This is a genomic window from Arcobacter sp. L, from assembly GCF_000284235.1.
GTDB lineage: Bacteria > Campylobacterota > Campylobacteria > Campylobacterales > Arcobacteraceae > Aliarcobacter > Aliarcobacter defluvii.
Map to the genome: position 1 here is coordinate 2,190,687 of NC_017192.1, position 17,139 is coordinate 2,207,825.

A 17,139-nucleotide genomic window follows, 5' to 3' on the forward strand; every position below is an offset into this window, starting at 1 on the left:
AGTTAATGGCGATTATATCTAAAAAGAGTTAAATATTTTTTTAATCTTCTGATAGAATTTTTAGCTCATTATTTGCAACTTCAAAAAACAACTCTTTTTTTCCGTAAAATCTAACACTTGGGCTTAGATACTCTTCATCCATTAAAACTTTATACATTTTTTTACCTAAAGAGTTAGGATAAGGTGATATATCTATATTTGAGAAATTTATTGTTTTACTTTCATTTTTTGCAAATATTTGCTCTTTATAATCTCTAAATTGATTAAAATTTGATTTATCAGCTCTTTTAAAATCTTTAGAATAAAAAGATAAATAATCTTCAATTTTTGAATATTTCCATGCATCTTTCCATTTATATATTGAACTTAAAATCAAAGCAACATCATCTTTTGAAGCTTTTGGAAAATCACCTTCACTTGTTAATAAAATTGTTTTTTTATAATCAATGTTTTTTTCTAAATTTTCTAATTCAGTATTATCTAAAGCTATACATCCTTTTGTAAATTTTTCTCTATCCCCATCAAATGGCATACCATGAATCCAAATTCCTGAACCTTTTTTATCTAAACTTTTATCAAATGAATTTGGATATGAAGTAACTAATGCAAATGGACCATAAAATTGATCAACTTGGCTTTTCTTCTCGATTAATTCATAAGCTCCTTCAGGTGTTTTCTTGTCACCTTCTGTATATTTATCACCAGAATTTTCTCCAACTATCACACTATTTCTTAAAACTAATTTGTAATCATTATTAACAATCTCATATAAAGACATTTCTGTCTGTTCTTTTTGAGTTAAAATTACATATTTTTTATATTCATAATATCCATAATCAACATTTTTATTTTCTAAATAATTTTTCCAATAATTTACATCTTTTAAACTATTTTCAATAACTTTTTCTACAGCGCTAATTCCTTCAAATCTATACACATTAACTAAATCATTTGCATACATATTAAAAGCAATAAATACAAAAAATACAAATTTAAACAAGCAATACTCCATCAATATTTAAGTTACGCAATTGTATAATACTTGCCCTAATTATTTAATAAAGAAGAAGTGAAGAACTATGAAAAAAATTATTTTAACAATCATTATTTTATTTAATTTTTTATATTCGGCACAAGTTGAAGAACTTTCATGGCCAAGAGGAGAAAGCTTTTTAACATTTTTAGATAAATACAAAGTCCCTCAAAAATTATATTTTGATTTAGAAAAAGAAGACAAAGAGTTATGTTCAGAAATTGAAGCAGATAGAAGATTTTACTTATATACTGAAGATGATGGCTCATTAAATCAAGTTTTAATTCCTGTTTCTGATGATATTCAACTTCATGTCTATAAAGATAGCAACAATGAATATAAATTTCAAACTTTACCTATTAATTATACAGAATATACAGAAACTGTTGCTATAAAAATCACAGAATCTGTATCTCACGATATTCAAACTGCAACAGGAGATGTTACTTTATCATCAGTATTAAAATCACTTTTTCAAGATCCTAGTGTAAATTTTAGAAAAATGAAAAAAGGTGATTTTATTGCTTTAAAATATACTCAAAAATCTTATCTTGGAAGACCACTTGGAATGCCTGATTTAACAGCTGCAATGGTTCAAATAGCTGGAAAACCTTTTTATAGATTTAAAAATGATAAAGATGATAAATATTATGATGAAAAAGGTGTTGGATTTACAAAATCTTATTTCTTTCAAATGCCAGTTACATTTCAAAGAATTTCTAGTGTATTTACAAAAAAACGTTGGCATCCAGTACTAAAAAGATTTCGAGCACACTTAGGAACTGACTTTGCAGCACCTACAGGAAGAAATATCTATGCAGCAGCAGATGGAAGAGTTGAATTTATGGGAGTAAAAGGTGGTTATGGTAATGTTATTATCATAAATCATGGAAATGGATATAAGACATTATATGCTCACCAAAAAGGCTTTGCAAAAGGTATTAGACAAGGTACATCAATAAAAAAAGGAACACATATTGGATATGTTGGAAGCACAGGACTTAGTTCAGGTCCACATTTGCATCTAGGATTATATAAAAATGGAACAGCTATTGATCCAATGAGTGTGATTACAAAACCAAAAATTGAAGGTTTAGATGGAAAAGAAAAAGCTTCTTTCTTAGCTAATACTCAAAATATTATAAAAAAATTCAATAATGAAATTGAAAATGAAAATAGAACAATTCCTACAAGATTAGAAAGAATAACAGATAGAAGTGAAATAAATATACTATAAAAAAGGTAAATAATCATGGCTTTACTAAATAATGATAAAGATATATTACCTTTAAGTAGTATTTCTGAACTCTTAAGTGCAAAAATAAGAACTTTAAAAATGTATGAAGATAAAGGTTTATTACCTCAAAAAAACAATAAAATAAAAAAATTGTATTCAATTAATGACGTAAAAATCATTGCTTTTGTACACTATCTTGCAAATATAAAGAAAATAAATGCAAATGGCATAAAATATATTTTAGAGATAATCGATGAAAATATGGATGAACAAAATAGAAATAGTTTTTTAGATATTATTGAATCAAAACTAGAAAATATTTCTGAAAATGATATACAAGACTTAGAATCTTTTTAAATAATATTTATCTTCAATAATTACTTTTCATTTCTACAAATTATATAATTTAACCAAACTAACCAATTTATCGTAACTACAGCTTTATTCTTTCATTAATATTTTCTTCAATTTAAGTTTAATTTAATACATATATGCTATAAATTTACACATATTTCGTAAATATTTTACATAATAAATGTAAAATATTTACATATTATATGAAAAAAAGGAGCAATATGAATAGAATAATATTTTCAAAACCTTGTATAGAAAATTCAAAAGATATTTTTAATTTAATAAAAAGATGTGGCACACTTGATTTAAATTCAGAATATCTTTATCTATTACAATGTTCTCATTTTAAAAAAACTTGTGGAATTGCTATTTTAGAAAATGAAGTAATTGGTTTTGTATCTGGATATTTTATTCCTGATAAGAATGATACTTTATTTATTTGGCAAGTAGCAGTTGATGAAAAATTTAGAGGACAAAATATTGCCATAAAAATTATTATTGATATATATAATAGAAATAATATTAATAATAAAATCAAATATATATTATCAACTGTTTCACCAAGTAATAACTCTTCAAAAAGAGTATTTGAGAAACTTGCAGATAATTTTAATACAAAGATTGAAAATAAAACTCTTTTTTCATTGAATGATTTTTTAGATTCACATGAAGAAGAAATTCAATATCTAATTGGACCAATAAACAACTAAAAAAAGGAGTAAAATGAGAATATTTGAAAATTTAGAATCAGAAGTGAGAGGTTATATTAGAAGTTTTCCAACTATTTTTAAAAAAGCAAAAGGTGCTATATTAACAGATGAACAAGGTGTAGAATATATAGATTTTTTTGCAGGTGCTGGAACTTTAAATTATGGTCATAATAATGAACATATCAGTAAAGCTCTAATTGAATATTTACAAGAAGATGGAATAGTTCATGGTCTAGATATGGCAACAACAGCGAAAAAAGAGTTTTTACAAACTTTTGAAAGCTTAATCTTAAAACCAAGAAATCTTGAATATAAATTGCAATTTACAGGACCAACTGGTACAAATGCAGTGGAAACAGCACTAAAACTAGCAAGACTTGTAAAAGGTAGAAGTAATATTGTAGCTTTTACAAATGGCTACCATGGTTTATCTCAAGGAGCTCTTGCAATTACAGGGAACAATGAATATAGAGATGAAAGTTATATAAGTAGAACCAATGCAACATTTATGCCATTTGATGGATATTTTGATGATACTAATACATTAAAATATTTTAGAAAATTTTTAGAAGATGGAAGTAGTGGTGTTGATTTACCAGCTGCAGTAATTCTTGAAACAATTCAAGGAGAAGGTGGAATAAATGTAGCCTCTAAAGAATGGTTACAAGAACTTGAAGCAATTTGTAGAGAATTTGATATTTTATTAATAGTTGATGATATACAAGTTGGTAATGGTAGAAGTGGAGAATTTTTTTCATTTGAATTTGCAGGTATCACTCCTGATATTGTAACTTTATCTAAATCAATTGGTGGTGGGTTACCAATGGCTCTTCTATTATTTAAACCCCAATTAGACCAGTGGAAACCAGGTGAACATACAGGAACATTTAGAGGAAATAATCTTGCATTTGTTGCTTCAAAAGTATCACTTGAACATTATTGGCAAAATGACAATATCTCAAAAGCTGTTTTTTATAAAGAAAAAATTTTAAGAACAACACTTGAAAAAATTGCAGAAAAATACAAAGACACTTATGAAATAGAAATAAGAGGAAGAGGTTTAGCATATGGATTTGAGATAAAAAATGACAAATCAATGGCTAGCGATTTATCTTCAATTGCTTTTGAAGAACAATTGATTGTTGAAACTTGTGGAAGTGAAGGACAAGTTGTAAAATTTCTTCCACCTTTATTAATAGATGAAGAATTATTAATAGAAGGATTAAAAAGATTTGAAAAAGCTGTAGATAGACTTATTGTTGAAAGAAAAAATAATTTAAAGGGAGAATATTAAATGATTGTAAGAGATATAAGAAAAGAAATTATTGGAACATCAAAAGAAGTATTTGCAAAAGATAATCAATGGGTTAGTAGAAGAATGTTATTAAAAGAAGATGGAATGGGTTTTTCATTTCATGAGACTATAATAAAAGCTCATTCAAAAACACATATTCATTACAAAAATCATTTAGAAGCTGTTTATTGTGTAAGTGGAGATGGAAAAATTGAAGATTTAAAAACTGGCATTATCCATGAAATTTATGATGGAATTATGTATGCGTTAAATGAAAATGATGAACATTATTTATATGGAGGAAATGTTGATATGAGATTAATTTGTGTATTTAATCCTCCACTTACAGGAAAAGAAAATCATGATGAAAACGGTGTTTATCCATTAATTGATTAAAAGGAGAAGAATGAAAGATTTATATCCATCAAGAGGCAAAGAAGAAAAAATCATAAAAAGAGTTGATAAAGTTGTTTATTCTAAAGAAAAAGTTGGAAAATATTCGTTAGATGAAAAAGATATTATATCATATGAAGAAAATGGTTTTATAATAATACCTAATGCATTTAATGAAAAAGAAATTAAAAAATTTAAAGAAGAGTTATCCATACTTGAAAAAAATGAGAAAAATAGAAAAAATAGTGAGTTTATAACAGAACCAAATAGCGATAAATTAAGAACTATTTTTAATCAGCATTTTTTTAGTAAAATCTTTAAAAATCTATCAAAAGATTCAAGAATATTAGATAAAGTTAAACAAATTCTAGGAAGTGAAGTTTATATTCATCATGGAAGAATAAATATAAAAAGAGCATATCAAGGAAAATCTTTTCCTTGGCATAGTGATTTTGAAACTTGGCATAGTGAAGATGGATTACCAAATTGTAGATGTCTATCTGCGTGGATTATGTTAAGTGATAATACAGAATTTAATGGTCCTTTATATTTAATAAAAGGTAGCCATAAAAAATTTGTATCTTGTGAAGGTATTACACCAAAAGATAATTATAAAAAATCTTTAAAAAAACAAGAATACGGAGTTCCTAGTATAAATGCAATCAAAGAGTTATCTAAAAAAGATAAATTAGTTTCAGCATTAGGAAATGCTGGTACTTTAGTTTTACATGATGGTAACATATTACATGGAAGTCCTGATAATATTTCACCTGATGATAGAACAAATATTTTTTATGTTTACAATAGTGTAAAAAATATTCCACTAAAACCTTTTGCTTCAAAATCTCCAAGAGCCGATTTTTTATGTTTAAAAGATTTTAAACCGTTAAAAACAATAAATCAATAGAATTTCTATTGATTTATTTATGAAGAGATTGAGCAACTATTGATAAAAACTCATCTTTAGTTGTTTTATTTGTTTTAAAAAGCCCTCTTAAAGCAGATGTAACAGTAGTTGAACAAATTTTTTCAACTCCTCTCATTTCCATACACATATGTCTTGCATCAATCATAACTGCAACACCTTTTGGTTTTAAATGTTCATTTAAAGCATCACAAATTTGCTCAGTTAATTGTTCTTGAATTTGTAATCTTCTTGCAAAAACATCAACAACTCTAGGAATTTTACTAAGTCCAATAACTTTTCCATTTGGAATATAAGCAATATGTGCTTTTCCAATAATTGGTAACATATGATGTTCACATTGAGAATAAAATTCTATATCTTTTACCACAACCATTTCATCATTTGTTGATGTAAAAAGAGCCTTTTCAATTATTTCTTTTGGGTCTTGTTTATAACCACTGCACATAAATTCAAAAGCTTTTCTTACACGACTTGGAGTATCAATTAATCCTTCTCTATTAATATCTTCTCCTATATGCGTAAGAATTTTTTTCACAGCATTTTCAAATTCAATTTCTTTAGTCATTAAAATTTTCCTTTAAACTTTTATTATATTATTTTGATAAGATTTACTAAATCCAACCTTTCTTTTTAAATATTAAAATTGGTGTTATTGAAGCAATTATCATAAAAACTATTGAAAATATATATCCATATTCCCAATGAAGTTCGGGAATAAACTCAAAGTTCATTCCATAAATACTTGCTATTAATGTTGGAGGAAGAAATATAACATTTACAATTGTAAAGATTTTTATAACTTTATTTTGTTCAATACTCAAAATACCAATAAAGATATTTTGTAAATAATCTAATCTTTCAAAATTAAAATTTGTATGATCAATTAAGGATTTAATATCTTTTAACATAATTGGTAATTCATTTTTATCATCAACAAATTTTTGAGATTTTAATAAAGAGTTTAAAATTCTTTGTTTATCTGTCAAATTTTCTCTAATTTTCATATTTAAATCTTCAAAGTATGAAATCTTTTCAAGAATTTCTTCATCATCATTTGAATAATCTGTAAATACATGTTTTCTTATTTTTGTAATTTCTTTTGATAGATTTTCAATAGTATCAGCATCAGCATCAATTCGAATATCTATAATTTGACAAAAAATAGAGTAACCATTTTTAAACTCTCTTGGAGAAATTAAAAGTTTTTTAGTAAAAGTATTAAAACTCTCCAATTTTTTATATCTAACAGAAATCAATAATGTACCTTGTAATATAAATGATACCGTTTCATTGAAAGCTGATTTATTATCATTTATCAAAAAGTAACTATTTATTTCTATTCTATTATTTTCTTCCCAATATCGAGAACTCAACTCAATCTCTTCACTCTCTTGTTTTGTAGGGAATTTCATATCAAAAAGATTTTCAACTGCTCTTATTTCATCAATTGTTGGTAAAAGCATATCTATCCAAATTACACTATTTTTATCTTCATTGCTATCAAAAAATTCTATTCCTTCAATAACATTAAGTCTATTTCCTTTTTTCACATAACAATTAATCAAGGCTACTCCTTTTTAAATGTTTATCATATTTCCCATATCCCAAATAGGCATAAATATTGCCAATACTATCCAAAGAATTAATCCCATAATTATGATTAAAAATATAGGTTGTATTAAAGATATTAGTAAATTCATTTTATCATCAAATCTATTTTTGTAAATCTTTTTTATTTCATCTATTGTAATACTTAAAGAGTTAGAAACCTCACCTGTATTAATCAGATTTAAAACTATATCATCAAATATTTGTGTTCTTAAAAAAGAATCATTGATACTTTCACCATTTTGTAATAAGTTATCAATTATATATATTTTATCTAAGAGATATTTGTTTTTTAATAAAATTTTTGAAGAAATAAAAGCTTTATGAAATTCATAGTTCGATTTTAACATTATATCTATTACTAAAAATAGTTTATACAGTTGCATATATAAATAAATATCTTTTATTAAAATTATTTTTTCAACAAAAAACTTATCAATTTTATATTCAAAATTACTATTTTTTTTATAAAAAAAACTTATTAATAGTAAAAATAACAAAAAAACTAAAAATAAATATAAAAAATAGTTTTCAAAAAAATATTCAGTTTGTAATAAAATCTTAGTAGCCAAAGGAAGTTCATTTTGAGTTTGAGAAAAAATTATTTTAAATTTAGGAATTACAAAACTAAAAATTGCAAATAAAGAAAGAAAAAAACTTATAACTAAAATAATTGGATAAAATATCGCCTTATAAAAACTCTTTTTTATCTCTTGGTTTTCTATCAATAGTTTACTTAAAGCTTTAATATTTAATGCAATATTTCCTGTATCTTGAGAAATTTTTAAAAAAGATAAAATTATTTGATTTATCTTAAAGTTTTCAAGATTTTTATCTATTGCTTTTCCATTTGATAATGAATATTTTATTGTATTTAAAAACTCAACAATTTGTTTATCTTTTTTATTTTTAATTAAAATATCTAAAGCATCAGATATATTTATATTTGATTGAAGCATTAAACTTAATTCATAAAAAAGTAAATTTAATTTTTTTTCATTTATTCTTTTTTTTCTTCTAAAATCTATTTTCAAATAATTCTTGTATTCTTTAATTTCTATAATATTTTTTGGTAATTTTTCTTTTGATAAATCTGAAGTTTCTAAAATGATTTTTTCTATTTTTTCTTCACTTTGATATTTAATTTTATATTTTTTCACTACAATGTAACCACTTTATAAACTTCCTCTAAAGAAGTAAGATTTTGTAATACTTTACTTTTTCCATCATCTAAGAGTGTTTTAAAATTTACTGTTTTTAGATATTCTTTAAATTCAGAAATTGAAGCTTTTTTGAATATCAAAGATGAAATATTTTCATCAACTTTTAAAATCTCAGCGATACAAGATCTATCATAGAACTTTGTAAAATTACATTTTATACAACCAACTGAACCGCAAAATTTACAATAATTTAAAACTAATCTTTGAGCCATTATAAGTTTTAAGGTAGTTGAAATCAAAAAAGGATCAGCTTCCAAATCTATAAGCCTTGAAATAGTTTCTATAGTTGAATTTGCATGAATACTCGCAATTACCAAATGTCCAGTCAAAGAAGCTTGTAAAGCAATATTTAACGAAAATTTATCTCTTATTTCTCCAATAAATATAATGTCAGGATCTTGTCTTAAAATGTTTTTCAATACAACTTCAAAACTAAGTCCAATCTTTGAATTTATAGGAATTTGACAAATAGAATCAATTTTATATTCAATTGGATCTTCAACTGTAATAATCTTTTTTTCTTCACTATTTAATTCTTTTAATATGGAATATAAAGTTGTAGTTTTTCCACTTCCAGTAGGACCTGAAATCAATATTAAACCTTGAGTTAATTTCAAACTTTCTTTCAGAACATCCAATAAATTTATAGATAAGCCTAAAGTTAGAAGATTTTTATTTATATTTTTATTATCTAAAATTCTTAGAACTATTGATTCAGCTTCTAAAGTAGGCATTGTTGAAACTCTAAAATCATATTTTTTATTTTCTATAGTTAAAGAAAATCTTCCATCCAAAGGAAGACGTGTCATGGTCATATCCAAATTAGAAATTAATTTTATATAAGATGAAATCAATCTAAAAAATTCTTCTTTAAATGTAAAAAAAGTTTTTAATTTTCCATCTACTCTAAATTTAAATACGACTAATTCTTTATATTTTTCAATATGAATATCACTTGCACGAACTTCTATTGAAAAAAGTAATAATTCATCCAAAAATTGATTTACATATTTTTCAAAACTATTTTGAAAAATAGATTTTGTACATAATGTAAAAAGAGAAATTTTTCTATCTAAATTACTCAGAATAAATAATAATTCTAACTCATCAACCTCTTCATAACTTATTAATTTTACAAAATCGTTCTTTATACTATTTAAATTTGAGCTTTTACAAACAGCTACTTTCAAATAAATATTATCTTCAAAAAGAGGAACAATTTTATTTTTTATAAAATACTCTATGTCATATCTTTCGAATAATGAATAATCAATCAAGTTTTTTAAGATACTCTTCATTTAATAACTCCAATTTTATCTCTTCATTTTCATTTTTTAAAACAACAAAATTTCTCTGTATTTTTATAAGTTCTAAACCATTTATTTTTTCATTTTTCTTAACCCAAATATTATTTATAAAAGCATAATCTGCAATAATTGCATTTATTTTTAAATCTTTTTTTTCAAATTCTTTATTAGTTAATTTGTTTATATTTTTATCATTCTTTATTTTTGGTATATTTTTAATATAAAAATTATTTAAATCTATATTTAAATCAAACAAAAAATCTCCAGCATTTTCTTTATTATTTAAAAGTAAAGAATTTATTTTTGTAAAATTATTTATATTTTCTATCTCTTTTAAAAAAAATAAAATAGATTTTTCTTTAGATAAACCTTTTAAATTTATAAAATTTTCATCTCTTTGACTACTAAAAATTGTGATATTATTATTTTTAGATAAATTTTCTAAAGTGGAAAATAATTCCAAAAATGAGCCATCAAATCTTTCATTTTTTTGAGTAAAAGAATTTAGTTTATAAGACAAATCATCTTTTTTATCATCAATATTTTGAATAATGAAAAAATATAAAGAAATAAAAATTAATAAAGGTAAAATATAAAGTTCAATTTTTATTTTTTTAGAACTATTTATAAATTTATTATTCAAAAATTTTAACATTAATAATTACTTCATAAAGATTTTTTTCTTCTTGGAAATTTATAGAAGAAGAAATAATATTTTTTCTATTATTCTCAAAAAATTGATAAATATTTTCCTTAGTAAATGAATTTAAAATAACTTTTGCATCATTTTTTCTATATTCTAATTTTATCAATTTTAAATTATTTAATTTTATATCTCGTAATAAATAATCTAATTTCTCTTCTAAACTAAAAAAAAGATACTTATTATTTATCGTTTCTTTTTCTATTTTATTTAATATTTCTGAATTTTCTATTTTATTTTTCTGAAGAAAAATAATAAAAAATGAAAGAATAATAAAAAAAACATATCCTAGATAGAAACTAAAACTATAATCCTTTTTTAAATTTATATTTTTTAAAGTTGTTGTTATTTTTTTTCTTTGATAAAGTTCTTTTAATTCATCTAAATATTTATTATCAATTTGTTTGTAATTTTCTATTTTAATTTTTAATTTTTTATTTAAGTATTCTATAAATTCTTCTATGGATATTTTCAAGCTTATATTTTGAAAATAATAAAAGAAACCATTTTTATATAAACAAAAAAAATCATCACATATATATAAATCTATTTGATTTTTAATTATTTGATTTTCATAAAAAAGTTCAAAAACTTGGAAATCAAAATATTTGTATTTATTTTTTAAAAGAAATACTTGATATAAACTCAATTCTGTTATAAAATTTAAATAGATTTTATCTGTTTTATTTAGTGTAATATCATTCATTTTCAAGGAGCTATTAAAAAAGTTTTTTAGATTTTTATCTTTGATCTTTTCTGAAACTTCAATTTCAAAAAAAGTAAATTGTTTTAAAGGAGAGAATTCATTCATATTAATGCTCACATTTTTATAACTTTTTTAATTATTTAAGTATATAAAAATGAAGCTTAATTATAATAATATATATTATTATAATTTTAAAAGATTATTATAAAGTTATATCATAACCTAAAGCTTTTAATCCTTCTTTATTTTTTGTCCAACCTTTTTTAATTGAAACAAAAAGTTCTAAGTAGCATTTTTTACCTGTTAATTTTTCTATTTTTGCTCTTGCATCTTTACCAATTCTTTTTATAGCAGTTGCACCTTTACCAATAATCATACCTTTTTGAGTATCTTTTTGTACAATTATTGTTGCTTTGATAACATCAACATTACTTTTTTCTTCTACTTTATTTATCATAACATCAGCTTCATATGGAATTTCATCACTAATATTTTCAAAAATTGCTTCTCTAATAAATTCTTTAAAGATATCTCTTAAATGCTCAGTAGTTATAATCTCTGGATCAAATAAATAAGGGTGTACAGGTAAATATTTAACAACATTATTTAATATATCTGATTGTTTTGTTTGTTTTTTTATAGAAATAGGAATAATACATTCATAATTATTACTAAATTTTTCATACTCTTTCATCTTTTCAATAATCTGTGCATTTGATACAAAATCTATTTTTGTAAGAAGTAATATATGTTTAACATTTTTTTTATTTTTTTCTAAAAAATCTTCATAATAAGAAATTTTATCTGTAATTGGAGCTAAATATAAAATTAAATCACAATCTCCCATAGCTTTTAAAGCTTCATCTAACATATATTGATTTAAAAGTTTTTCCGTTTCATGAATACCTGGAGTATCAACAAATATAATTTGATCACCATTATGCATAACTATTATATTTGATCTTTTTCTTGTAGCATTTGCCTTGTGAGAAACCATTGCAATCTTTTCACCTACAAGCCAATTTAAAAGAGAACTTTTTCCAGCATTTGGACGACCAACTACTGAAACATATCCGCATTTTGTCATTATTTACCTTTATTAATTAATAGTGTAATATTACCATATTTTTATTCCAAAGGGCTTTAAATAGTCCTTTTATCTTCTTCTAAAATTTAAACTTTGTAAAATATCATTTTTTGTAATTATTTCATTATCATTTAGATCAGCAATTGTTCTAGCAACTTTTAAAACTTTGTTTATACTTCTAAAAGATAATTGATAATTAAATCTTGCTTTTTCCATAATAATTTGACTTTCTTCATCTAAAATACAATATTTTTTTATATCTTCATCAGCTAATTTACCATTTAATTCTTTTTGACCTCTATTTTTTTGTTTTGTAAATGCTTTTATTACATTTTCATGCAATTCTTTAGATGTCACCCTATTTTTAGTATCATTAAAACTATCATTCATAACTAAATATAAATCTATTCTATCTAAAAATGGTTCACTTAATCTATTTTTATACCTTTGGATTTCAAGTTCATTACATCTACACTCTTTTACACTAGACAGAAGATTTCCACATGGACAAGGATTCATAGCTGCTATAAAAATAAATTTAGTTTCATATAATATTTTATTATTAACTCGAGAAATCAATATTTTATTATCTTCCAATGGTTCTCTAAGTGCTTCTAAAACTGATTTTGGGAAATGAGGTAATTCATCAAAAAATAAAATACCATTATTACTTAATGCAATTTCTCCCATCCTTGCATTTGAACTTCCGCCGCCAAATATTGAGGATTTGGTACTTGAATGATGAGGAGAACGAAAAGCTCTCAATGGAATAAAATCCACTTCTTTAAAATCCAATGCTTGGAGTTTAGCTTTTTCTAAAATTTCTTCTAAACTCATTGGTGGCATAATATATCTCAATCTTTTAGAAATCATAGATTTACCACAACCAGGACTTCCCTCCATTATCAAATTATGATTTCCAGCAGCACTTATCATAGCAGCGAATTTTGCCATATCTTGGCCTATCACATCTTTGAAATCTTCCAAATAATTTGTATCATAAAAATACTTTTCATCTTCTATTTGTAAAGTTTTATATTTAATATCTTTTTTTTCATATAAATATTTTTCTTTATCTTCTATTTTTATAAATTCAATAGCATCATTTAAATTTTTTATTTTATAAATTTCTAAATTAGGAATATTTACTAATTTTTTTGCACTTTCTTCACAAACTACAACTTTATTAATTTGCCCTTTTTTTGATAAAGATAAAACTAAAGGGAAAATCAAACTTGTATCTTTAATATTACCATCGAGTGCTAATTCACCAAAAAAATAATAATCACTAAAATCAATTTTATTAGTATCAAAAAAAGCTATTTGTAAAGCAATTGCTAAATCAAAATGAGTCCCTTTTTTAGATATTTCAGAAGGAGATAAATTTATCGTAATTTTCAAAGGAGGAAATTTAAAACCATTTATTAAAAGTGCTGATTTTACTCTATCCCTTGATTCGCTTATGCTTGTACTAATCATACCTACTATTGTAAAATTTGGTAAGCCTTTGGTAAAAGTTGATTCAACATCTATACATATTGCATCAATTGTATCTAAAGATGCTGATTTTATGATTTTCATATTTTAAACCTATTTAATAATATTATAAATTATATTTTACCTTTAAAAAAATAAAATAAATCTTTTATATTAAAAGCTGAAAATTCTAGTTTTATAACTTTTTTTTTAACTTCACTTGATATAATAGGCAAAAAATCTAGGAAGACTTTATTATGTCAGAAATTATGAACTGCCCTGAATGTAATCATGAAATATTAACAAGAATGGGAACAATTTGTCCAAATTGTGGTTATACTGTGGGATATTTTAATGGAGATGGCAAAAGAAAAAAATATGGTAAATTTTTTGCATTAACTGTATTCATACCGTTTATCTCTTTTGTAACTATTCTATTTGCACAAATGAATAAATATACAATGATAGTTGGAATTGCAATATTCTTTTATTTAGCAATAAAATCTTGCCCATTATTATTTAAAGATATATTTTTAACAAAATTTGAAAGAATATTTTTCTGGTTAGTTTGGATTTTTGCAAATAGTTTGTTATTTGCTTTAATATTTAATATTTTAAAGAAAGGATTTGAAGGATAAAAATTACTTTTTATCTTTCATTCTCTTTTTCCACTCTTTTTCAAATTTTTTTCTTTTTAAAATAGATAAATTTTCAATAAATAAGTGTCCTGATAAATGTTCCATTTCATGTTGCCAAGCAACAGCTAAAAAATCTTCACATTCCATCGTTTGTTTATTTCCATATCTGTCAAAATATTCAACTATGATATGTTGAGCTCTTGTTACATCTTCACTAAATCCAGGGACACTCAAACAACCTTCTGTGAAAATTTGAGTTCCATCTTTATGTGTAATTACAGGATTAATTGCTTCAATTAAATCTTTTTTATCTTGAATATCTTCTTCATTAGGAATATTTATTATTAAAACATTTAGAGGAAGTGCAACTTGAATTGCAGCAAGCCCTACCCCATTTTGAGACATCATTGTTTCATACATATCATCTAAAAGTGTATGCAGTTCTAAATCAAACTGCTCTACATCTTTAGATTTTAATCGAAGTAATTTATTTGGATAAGTTATAACTTCTCTAACCATACTATAATTTCTTATTTATGTTTTGCTATAACTTCGTCAATTAAACCATAAGCACAAGCTTGTTCAGCACTCATAAAATTATCTCTATCTGTGTCTTTTTCAATAACTTCTAATGGTTGTCCTGTTTGCTCAGCTATCATAGCATTTAAAGTATCTTTCATTCTTTGAATCTCTTTTGCCTGAATCTGAATATCAGTAGCTTGACCTTGAGCTCCACCTAATGGTTGGTGAATCATGATTCTTGAATTTGGTAAAGAATATCTTTTTCCTCTCGTTCCAGAACTCAATAAAAATGCACCCATTGAAGCTGCTTGTCCTATACAAATAGTACAAACATCAGGTTTAATATAATTCATAGTGTCATAGATAGACATACCACTTGTAATTACTCCACCTGGAGAGTTGATATATAAATAGATATCTTTATCTGGATCTTCAGCTTCTAAGAAAAGTAATTGTGCAACAACAGTTGAAGCTACTGCATCATTTATCTCTCCACTTAACATAATAATTCTATCTTTAAGAAGTCTTGAATAAATATCATAACTTCTCTCTCCTCTTCCTGTTTTCTCAACTACATATGGTATATAACTCATAATTAATCCTATATTATTTTCCTAATTTTTCATCTAATAATTTAGATATAACTTTCTCTTCAATCATAGACATTTTAATTGCAGGTAAATATCCAGCTTCTTGATATTGTTTTACAATTTCTTGTGGATTTTGTCCCATTTGCATTGCTTCATAATAAAGAACTTGCATAACTTCTTGATCACTAACTGTTACGTTTTCAGCTTTTGCAAGAGCATCAATAATAAATGTTGCTTTTACTGAATTTACTGCATCTTCTTTTAATTCATTTCTGATTTCTTCTACTTTTGAAGCGTCTTCTTTTAATGTATTGATTTCGTCTTCACTCATTGCTCTAATTTTGTTATTTAAAGCAAAATTGATTTCTTGATCAACTACAGAATTTGGTAATGCAAATTCTATTCTCTCAACTAAAGTTTCTAAATACGCAGGTTTTAATTCTTCTCTATAGTATTTAGATTTTGCTTCAGCTTTCATTTGCTCTTTAACTTTTTCTCTTAAACTATCAATTGTTACATTTTCTTCACCTGGTAACATTCTTTGAGCAAATTCATCATTTAATTCAGGAGTAACTTTTTCTTGAATTTCATGTAAAGTTACTTTAAATACAGCTTCTTTTCCTGCTAAATTTTTTGCTTGATAAGATTCTGGGAAAGTTACAGTAATGTCTTTTTGCTCATCATATTTCATACCAACAACTTGTTCTTCAAATCCTGGGATAAATGAACCTGAACCAATTTCTAATGGATATTTTTCAGCTTTTCCACCTTCAAATGCAACACCATCAACGAAACCTTCAAAATCAATTAAAGCATAATCTCCATCTTTTACAGCTCTTTTTCTAGAAATTTTTTCTAATGGTGCAGAAGAGGCAGCAATTTCAGTTAATCTTGCATCTATTTCTTTTACATCTATTTCTTTATCTTCTACTGCTGGAACTAAAGATTTATAATCACCTAAATCAATGTTTGGTTTACAAGCAACTGATACTTCAACTTCAATTGAACCATCTTCTTTTTTATCAAATTTTGTAATACTTGGTTCACCAATTAGATCTTCATTTTTGATGTCTAATAATTTTAATCCATCATTTAAAACTTTTCTTATAGCATCAGATTCTGCATCTTCTCTTAATTTATCTGCAAATCTTTGTTTTACAACAGCAACAGGAACTTTACCTTTTCTAAATCCTTGAATGTTCATAGTTTTAGAAGCTTGTTTTGCAACTTTTTCTAAATTCGCTTCTATAATCTCTTTTGCAACAGTTGCAGTTATAACTGCATTAGCTTCATCAACTCTATTTGCGTTAAATTCCATTAAATTTACTCC

At 24.2% G+C, this 17,139-nt stretch carries 19 protein-coding genes; 7 read left to right on the plus strand and 12 right to left on the minus strand.

Going from position 1 to position 17,139, the window contains the following annotated elements; genetic code table 11:
• Nucleotides 1-40 precede the first annotated feature (40 nt).
• Nucleotides 41-1,000, minus strand: coding sequence for a murein L,D-transpeptidase family protein (locus ABLL_RS10825; protein WP_014474846.1), 960 nt, complete (start codon nucleotides 998-1,000; stop codon nucleotides 41-43).
• Nucleotides 1,001-1,079: 79 nt separating this feature from the next.
• Here ABLL_RS10825 and ABLL_RS10830 point away from each other — a divergent pair, with 79 nt between their 5' ends.
• The 6 genes from ABLL_RS10830 (at nucleotide 1,080) to ABLL_RS10855 (ending at nucleotide 5,928) form a co-directional block, all read left to right on the plus strand.
• On the plus strand, nucleotides 1,080-2,270 hold the full coding sequence (locus ABLL_RS10830; RefSeq protein ID WP_014474847.1) for a peptidoglycan DD-metalloendopeptidase family protein: 1,191 nt from the start codon (nucleotides 1,080-1,082) through the stop codon (nucleotides 2,268-2,270).
• 15 nt (nucleotides 2,271-2,285) lie between these two features.
• A complete protein-coding gene (locus tag ABLL_RS10835; protein ID WP_014474848.1) occupies nucleotides 2,286-2,627 on the plus strand; it encodes a MerR family transcriptional regulator in 342 nt (113 codons plus the stop codon).
• A gap of 218 nt (nucleotides 2,628-2,845) precedes the next feature.
• Entirely contained in the window at nucleotides 2,846-3,334 is a 489-nt protein-coding gene (gene ectA / locus ABLL_RS10840; protein ID WP_014474849.1) for a diaminobutyrate acetyltransferase, read from the plus strand.
• Between the two features lie 13 nt (nucleotides 3,335-3,347).
• Nucleotides 3,348-4,628, plus strand: coding sequence for a diaminobutyrate--2-oxoglutarate transaminase (gene ectB / locus ABLL_RS10845; protein ID WP_014474850.1), 1,281 nt, complete (start codon nucleotides 3,348-3,350; stop codon nucleotides 4,626-4,628).
• Entirely contained in the window at nucleotides 4,629-5,024 is a 396-nt protein-coding gene (locus ABLL_RS10850) for an ectoine synthase (protein WP_014474851.1), read from the plus strand. It begins immediately after the preceding gene.
• Between the two features lie 10 nt (nucleotides 5,025-5,034).
• Nucleotides 5,035-5,928 (plus strand): phytanoyl-CoA dioxygenase family protein, encoded by an 894-nt coding sequence (locus ABLL_RS10855; protein ID WP_014474852.1) that lies wholly within the window; start codon nucleotides 5,035-5,037, stop codon nucleotides 5,926-5,928.
• Nucleotides 5,929-5,941: 13 nt separating this feature from the next.
• Here ABLL_RS10855 and folE read toward each other — a convergent pair whose 3' ends face one another.
• From folE to ABLL_RS10895, 8 genes are all read right to left on the minus strand, one after another.
• A complete protein-coding gene (folE, locus tag ABLL_RS10860; RefSeq protein ID WP_014474853.1) occupies nucleotides 5,942-6,514 on the minus strand; it encodes a GTP cyclohydrolase I FolE in 573 nt (190 codons plus the stop codon).
• A gap of 46 nt (nucleotides 6,515-6,560) precedes the next feature.
• Nucleotides 6,561-7,514 carry a magnesium/cobalt transporter CorA gene (gene corA, locus ABLL_RS10865; RefSeq protein WP_014474854.1) on the minus strand — a complete coding sequence of 318 codons (954 nt, stop codon included), beginning with the start codon at nucleotides 7,512-7,514 and terminating at the stop codon, nucleotides 6,561-6,563.
• A gap of 12 nt (nucleotides 7,515-7,526) precedes the next feature.
• Nucleotides 7,527-8,717, minus strand: coding sequence for a type II secretion system F family protein (locus ABLL_RS10870; RefSeq protein WP_014474855.1), 1,191 nt, complete (start codon nucleotides 8,715-8,717; stop codon nucleotides 7,527-7,529).
• Nucleotides 8,717-10,078: a GspE/PulE family protein gene (locus tag ABLL_RS10875; RefSeq protein WP_041654867.1), complete on the minus strand. Its 1,362-nt coding sequence runs from the start codon at nucleotides 10,076-10,078 to the stop codon at nucleotides 8,717-8,719. Before ABLL_RS10875 ends, ABLL_RS10870 begins: the two co-directional genes overlap by 1 nt.
• Nucleotides 10,050-10,742: a hypothetical protein gene (locus tag ABLL_RS10880; RefSeq protein WP_014474857.1), complete on the minus strand. Its 693-nt coding sequence runs from the start codon at nucleotides 10,740-10,742 to the stop codon at nucleotides 10,050-10,052. The genes ABLL_RS10875 and ABLL_RS10880 overlap by 29 nt, the downstream gene beginning before the upstream one ends.
• Complete coding sequence (locus ABLL_RS10885; protein WP_014474858.1) at nucleotides 10,723-11,601, minus strand: hypothetical protein; 879 nt, start codon at nucleotides 11,599-11,601, stop codon at nucleotides 10,723-10,725. Before ABLL_RS10885 ends, ABLL_RS10880 begins: the two co-directional genes overlap by 20 nt.
• Nucleotides 11,602-11,698: 97 nt before the next feature.
• Nucleotides 11,699-12,583 carry a GTPase Era gene (gene era / locus ABLL_RS10890; RefSeq protein ID WP_014474859.1) on the minus strand — a complete coding sequence of 295 codons (885 nt, stop codon included), beginning with the start codon at nucleotides 12,581-12,583 and terminating at the stop codon, nucleotides 11,699-11,701.
• A 69-nt stretch (nucleotides 12,584-12,652) separates the two neighbouring features.
• On the minus strand, nucleotides 12,653-14,164 hold the full coding sequence (locus ABLL_RS10895) for a YifB family Mg chelatase-like AAA ATPase (protein ID WP_014474860.1): 1,512 nt from the start codon (nucleotides 14,162-14,164) through the stop codon (nucleotides 12,653-12,655).
• 152 nt (nucleotides 14,165-14,316) lie between these two features.
• On the opposite strand from ABLL_RS10895, the gene ABLL_RS10900 reads away from it, so the two are divergent.
• Nucleotides 14,317-14,697 (plus strand): hypothetical protein, encoded by a 381-nt coding sequence (locus tag ABLL_RS10900; protein ID WP_014474861.1) that lies wholly within the window; start codon nucleotides 14,317-14,319, stop codon nucleotides 14,695-14,697.
• A gap of 3 nt (nucleotides 14,698-14,700) precedes the next feature.
• On the opposite strand, the gene def is transcribed toward ABLL_RS10900, so the two are convergent.
• Genes def through tig form a run of 3 tightly spaced genes read right to left on the minus strand, consistent with a single transcriptional unit; the run spans nucleotide 14,701 to nucleotide 17,127 of the window.
• Nucleotides 14,701-15,216, minus strand: a complete 516-nt coding sequence (gene def, locus ABLL_RS10905; protein WP_014474862.1) for a peptide deformylase — start codon at nucleotides 15,214-15,216, stop codon at nucleotides 14,701-14,703.
• A gap of 11 nt (nucleotides 15,217-15,227) precedes the next feature.
• Complete coding sequence (clpP, locus tag ABLL_RS10910; protein ID WP_014474863.1) at nucleotides 15,228-15,812, minus strand: ATP-dependent Clp endopeptidase proteolytic subunit ClpP; 585 nt, start codon at nucleotides 15,810-15,812, stop codon at nucleotides 15,228-15,230.
• Nucleotides 15,813-15,825: 13 nt separating this feature from the next.
• Entirely contained in the window at nucleotides 15,826-17,127 is a 1,302-nt protein-coding gene (gene tig / locus ABLL_RS10915) for a trigger factor (protein WP_014474864.1), read from the minus strand.
• Nucleotides 17,128-17,139 lie beyond the last annotated feature (12 nt).

What these genes read in the sequence shown, in the direction of transcription:
- clpP (WP_014474863.1), bottom strand. Translation starts at nt 15,812, where the DNA reads ATGAGTTATATACCATATGTAGTTGAGAAAACAGGAAGAGGAGAGAGA.
- def (WP_014474862.1), bottom strand. Translation starts at nt 15,216, where the DNA reads ATGGTTAGAGAAGTTATAACTTATCCAAATAAATTACTTCGATTAAAA.
- ABLL_RS10885 (WP_014474858.1), bottom strand. Translation starts at nt 11,601, where the DNA reads ATGAATGAATTCTCTCCTTTAAAACAATTTACTTTTTTTGAAATTGAA.
- ectA (WP_014474849.1), top strand. Translation starts at nt 2,846, where the DNA reads ATGAATAGAATAATATTTTCAAAACCTTGTATAGAAAATTCAAAAGAT.
- tig (WP_014474864.1), bottom strand. Translation starts at nt 17,127, where the DNA reads ATGGAATTTAACGCAAATAGAGTTGATGAAGCTAATGCAGTTATAACT.
- ABLL_RS10835 (WP_014474848.1), top strand. Translation starts at nt 2,286, where the DNA reads ATGGCTTTACTAAATAATGATAAAGATATATTACCTTTAAGTAGTATT.
- ABLL_RS10830 (WP_014474847.1), top strand. Translation starts at nt 1,080, where the DNA reads ATGAAAAAAATTATTTTAACAATCATTATTTTATTTAATTTTTTATAT.
- ectB (WP_014474850.1), top strand. Translation starts at nt 3,348, where the DNA reads ATGAGAATATTTGAAAATTTAGAATCAGAAGTGAGAGGTTATATTAGA.
- folE (WP_014474853.1), bottom strand. Translation starts at nt 6,514, where the DNA reads ATGACTAAAGAAATTGAATTTGAAAATGCTGTGAAAAAAATTCTTACG.
- ABLL_RS10855 (WP_014474852.1), top strand. Translation starts at nt 5,035, where the DNA reads ATGAAAGATTTATATCCATCAAGAGGCAAAGAAGAAAAAATCATAAAA.
- ABLL_RS10850 (WP_014474851.1), top strand. Translation starts at nt 4,629, where the DNA reads ATGATTGTAAGAGATATAAGAAAAGAAATTATTGGAACATCAAAAGAA.
- ABLL_RS10895 (WP_014474860.1), bottom strand. Translation starts at nt 14,164, where the DNA reads ATGAAAATCATAAAATCAGCATCTTTAGATACAATTGATGCAATATGT.
- ABLL_RS10880 (WP_014474857.1), bottom strand. Translation starts at nt 10,742, where the DNA reads ATGTTAAAATTTTTGAATAATAAATTTATAAATAGTTCTAAAAAAATA.
- ABLL_RS10875 (WP_041654867.1), bottom strand. Translation starts at nt 10,078, where the DNA reads ATGAAGAGTATCTTAAAAAACTTGATTGATTATTCATTATTCGAAAGA.
- ABLL_RS10900 (WP_014474861.1), top strand. Translation starts at nt 14,317, where the DNA reads ATGTCAGAAATTATGAACTGCCCTGAATGTAATCATGAAATATTAACA.
- era (WP_014474859.1), bottom strand. Translation starts at nt 12,583, where the DNA reads ATGACAAAATGCGGATATGTTTCAGTAGTTGGTCGTCCAAATGCTGGA.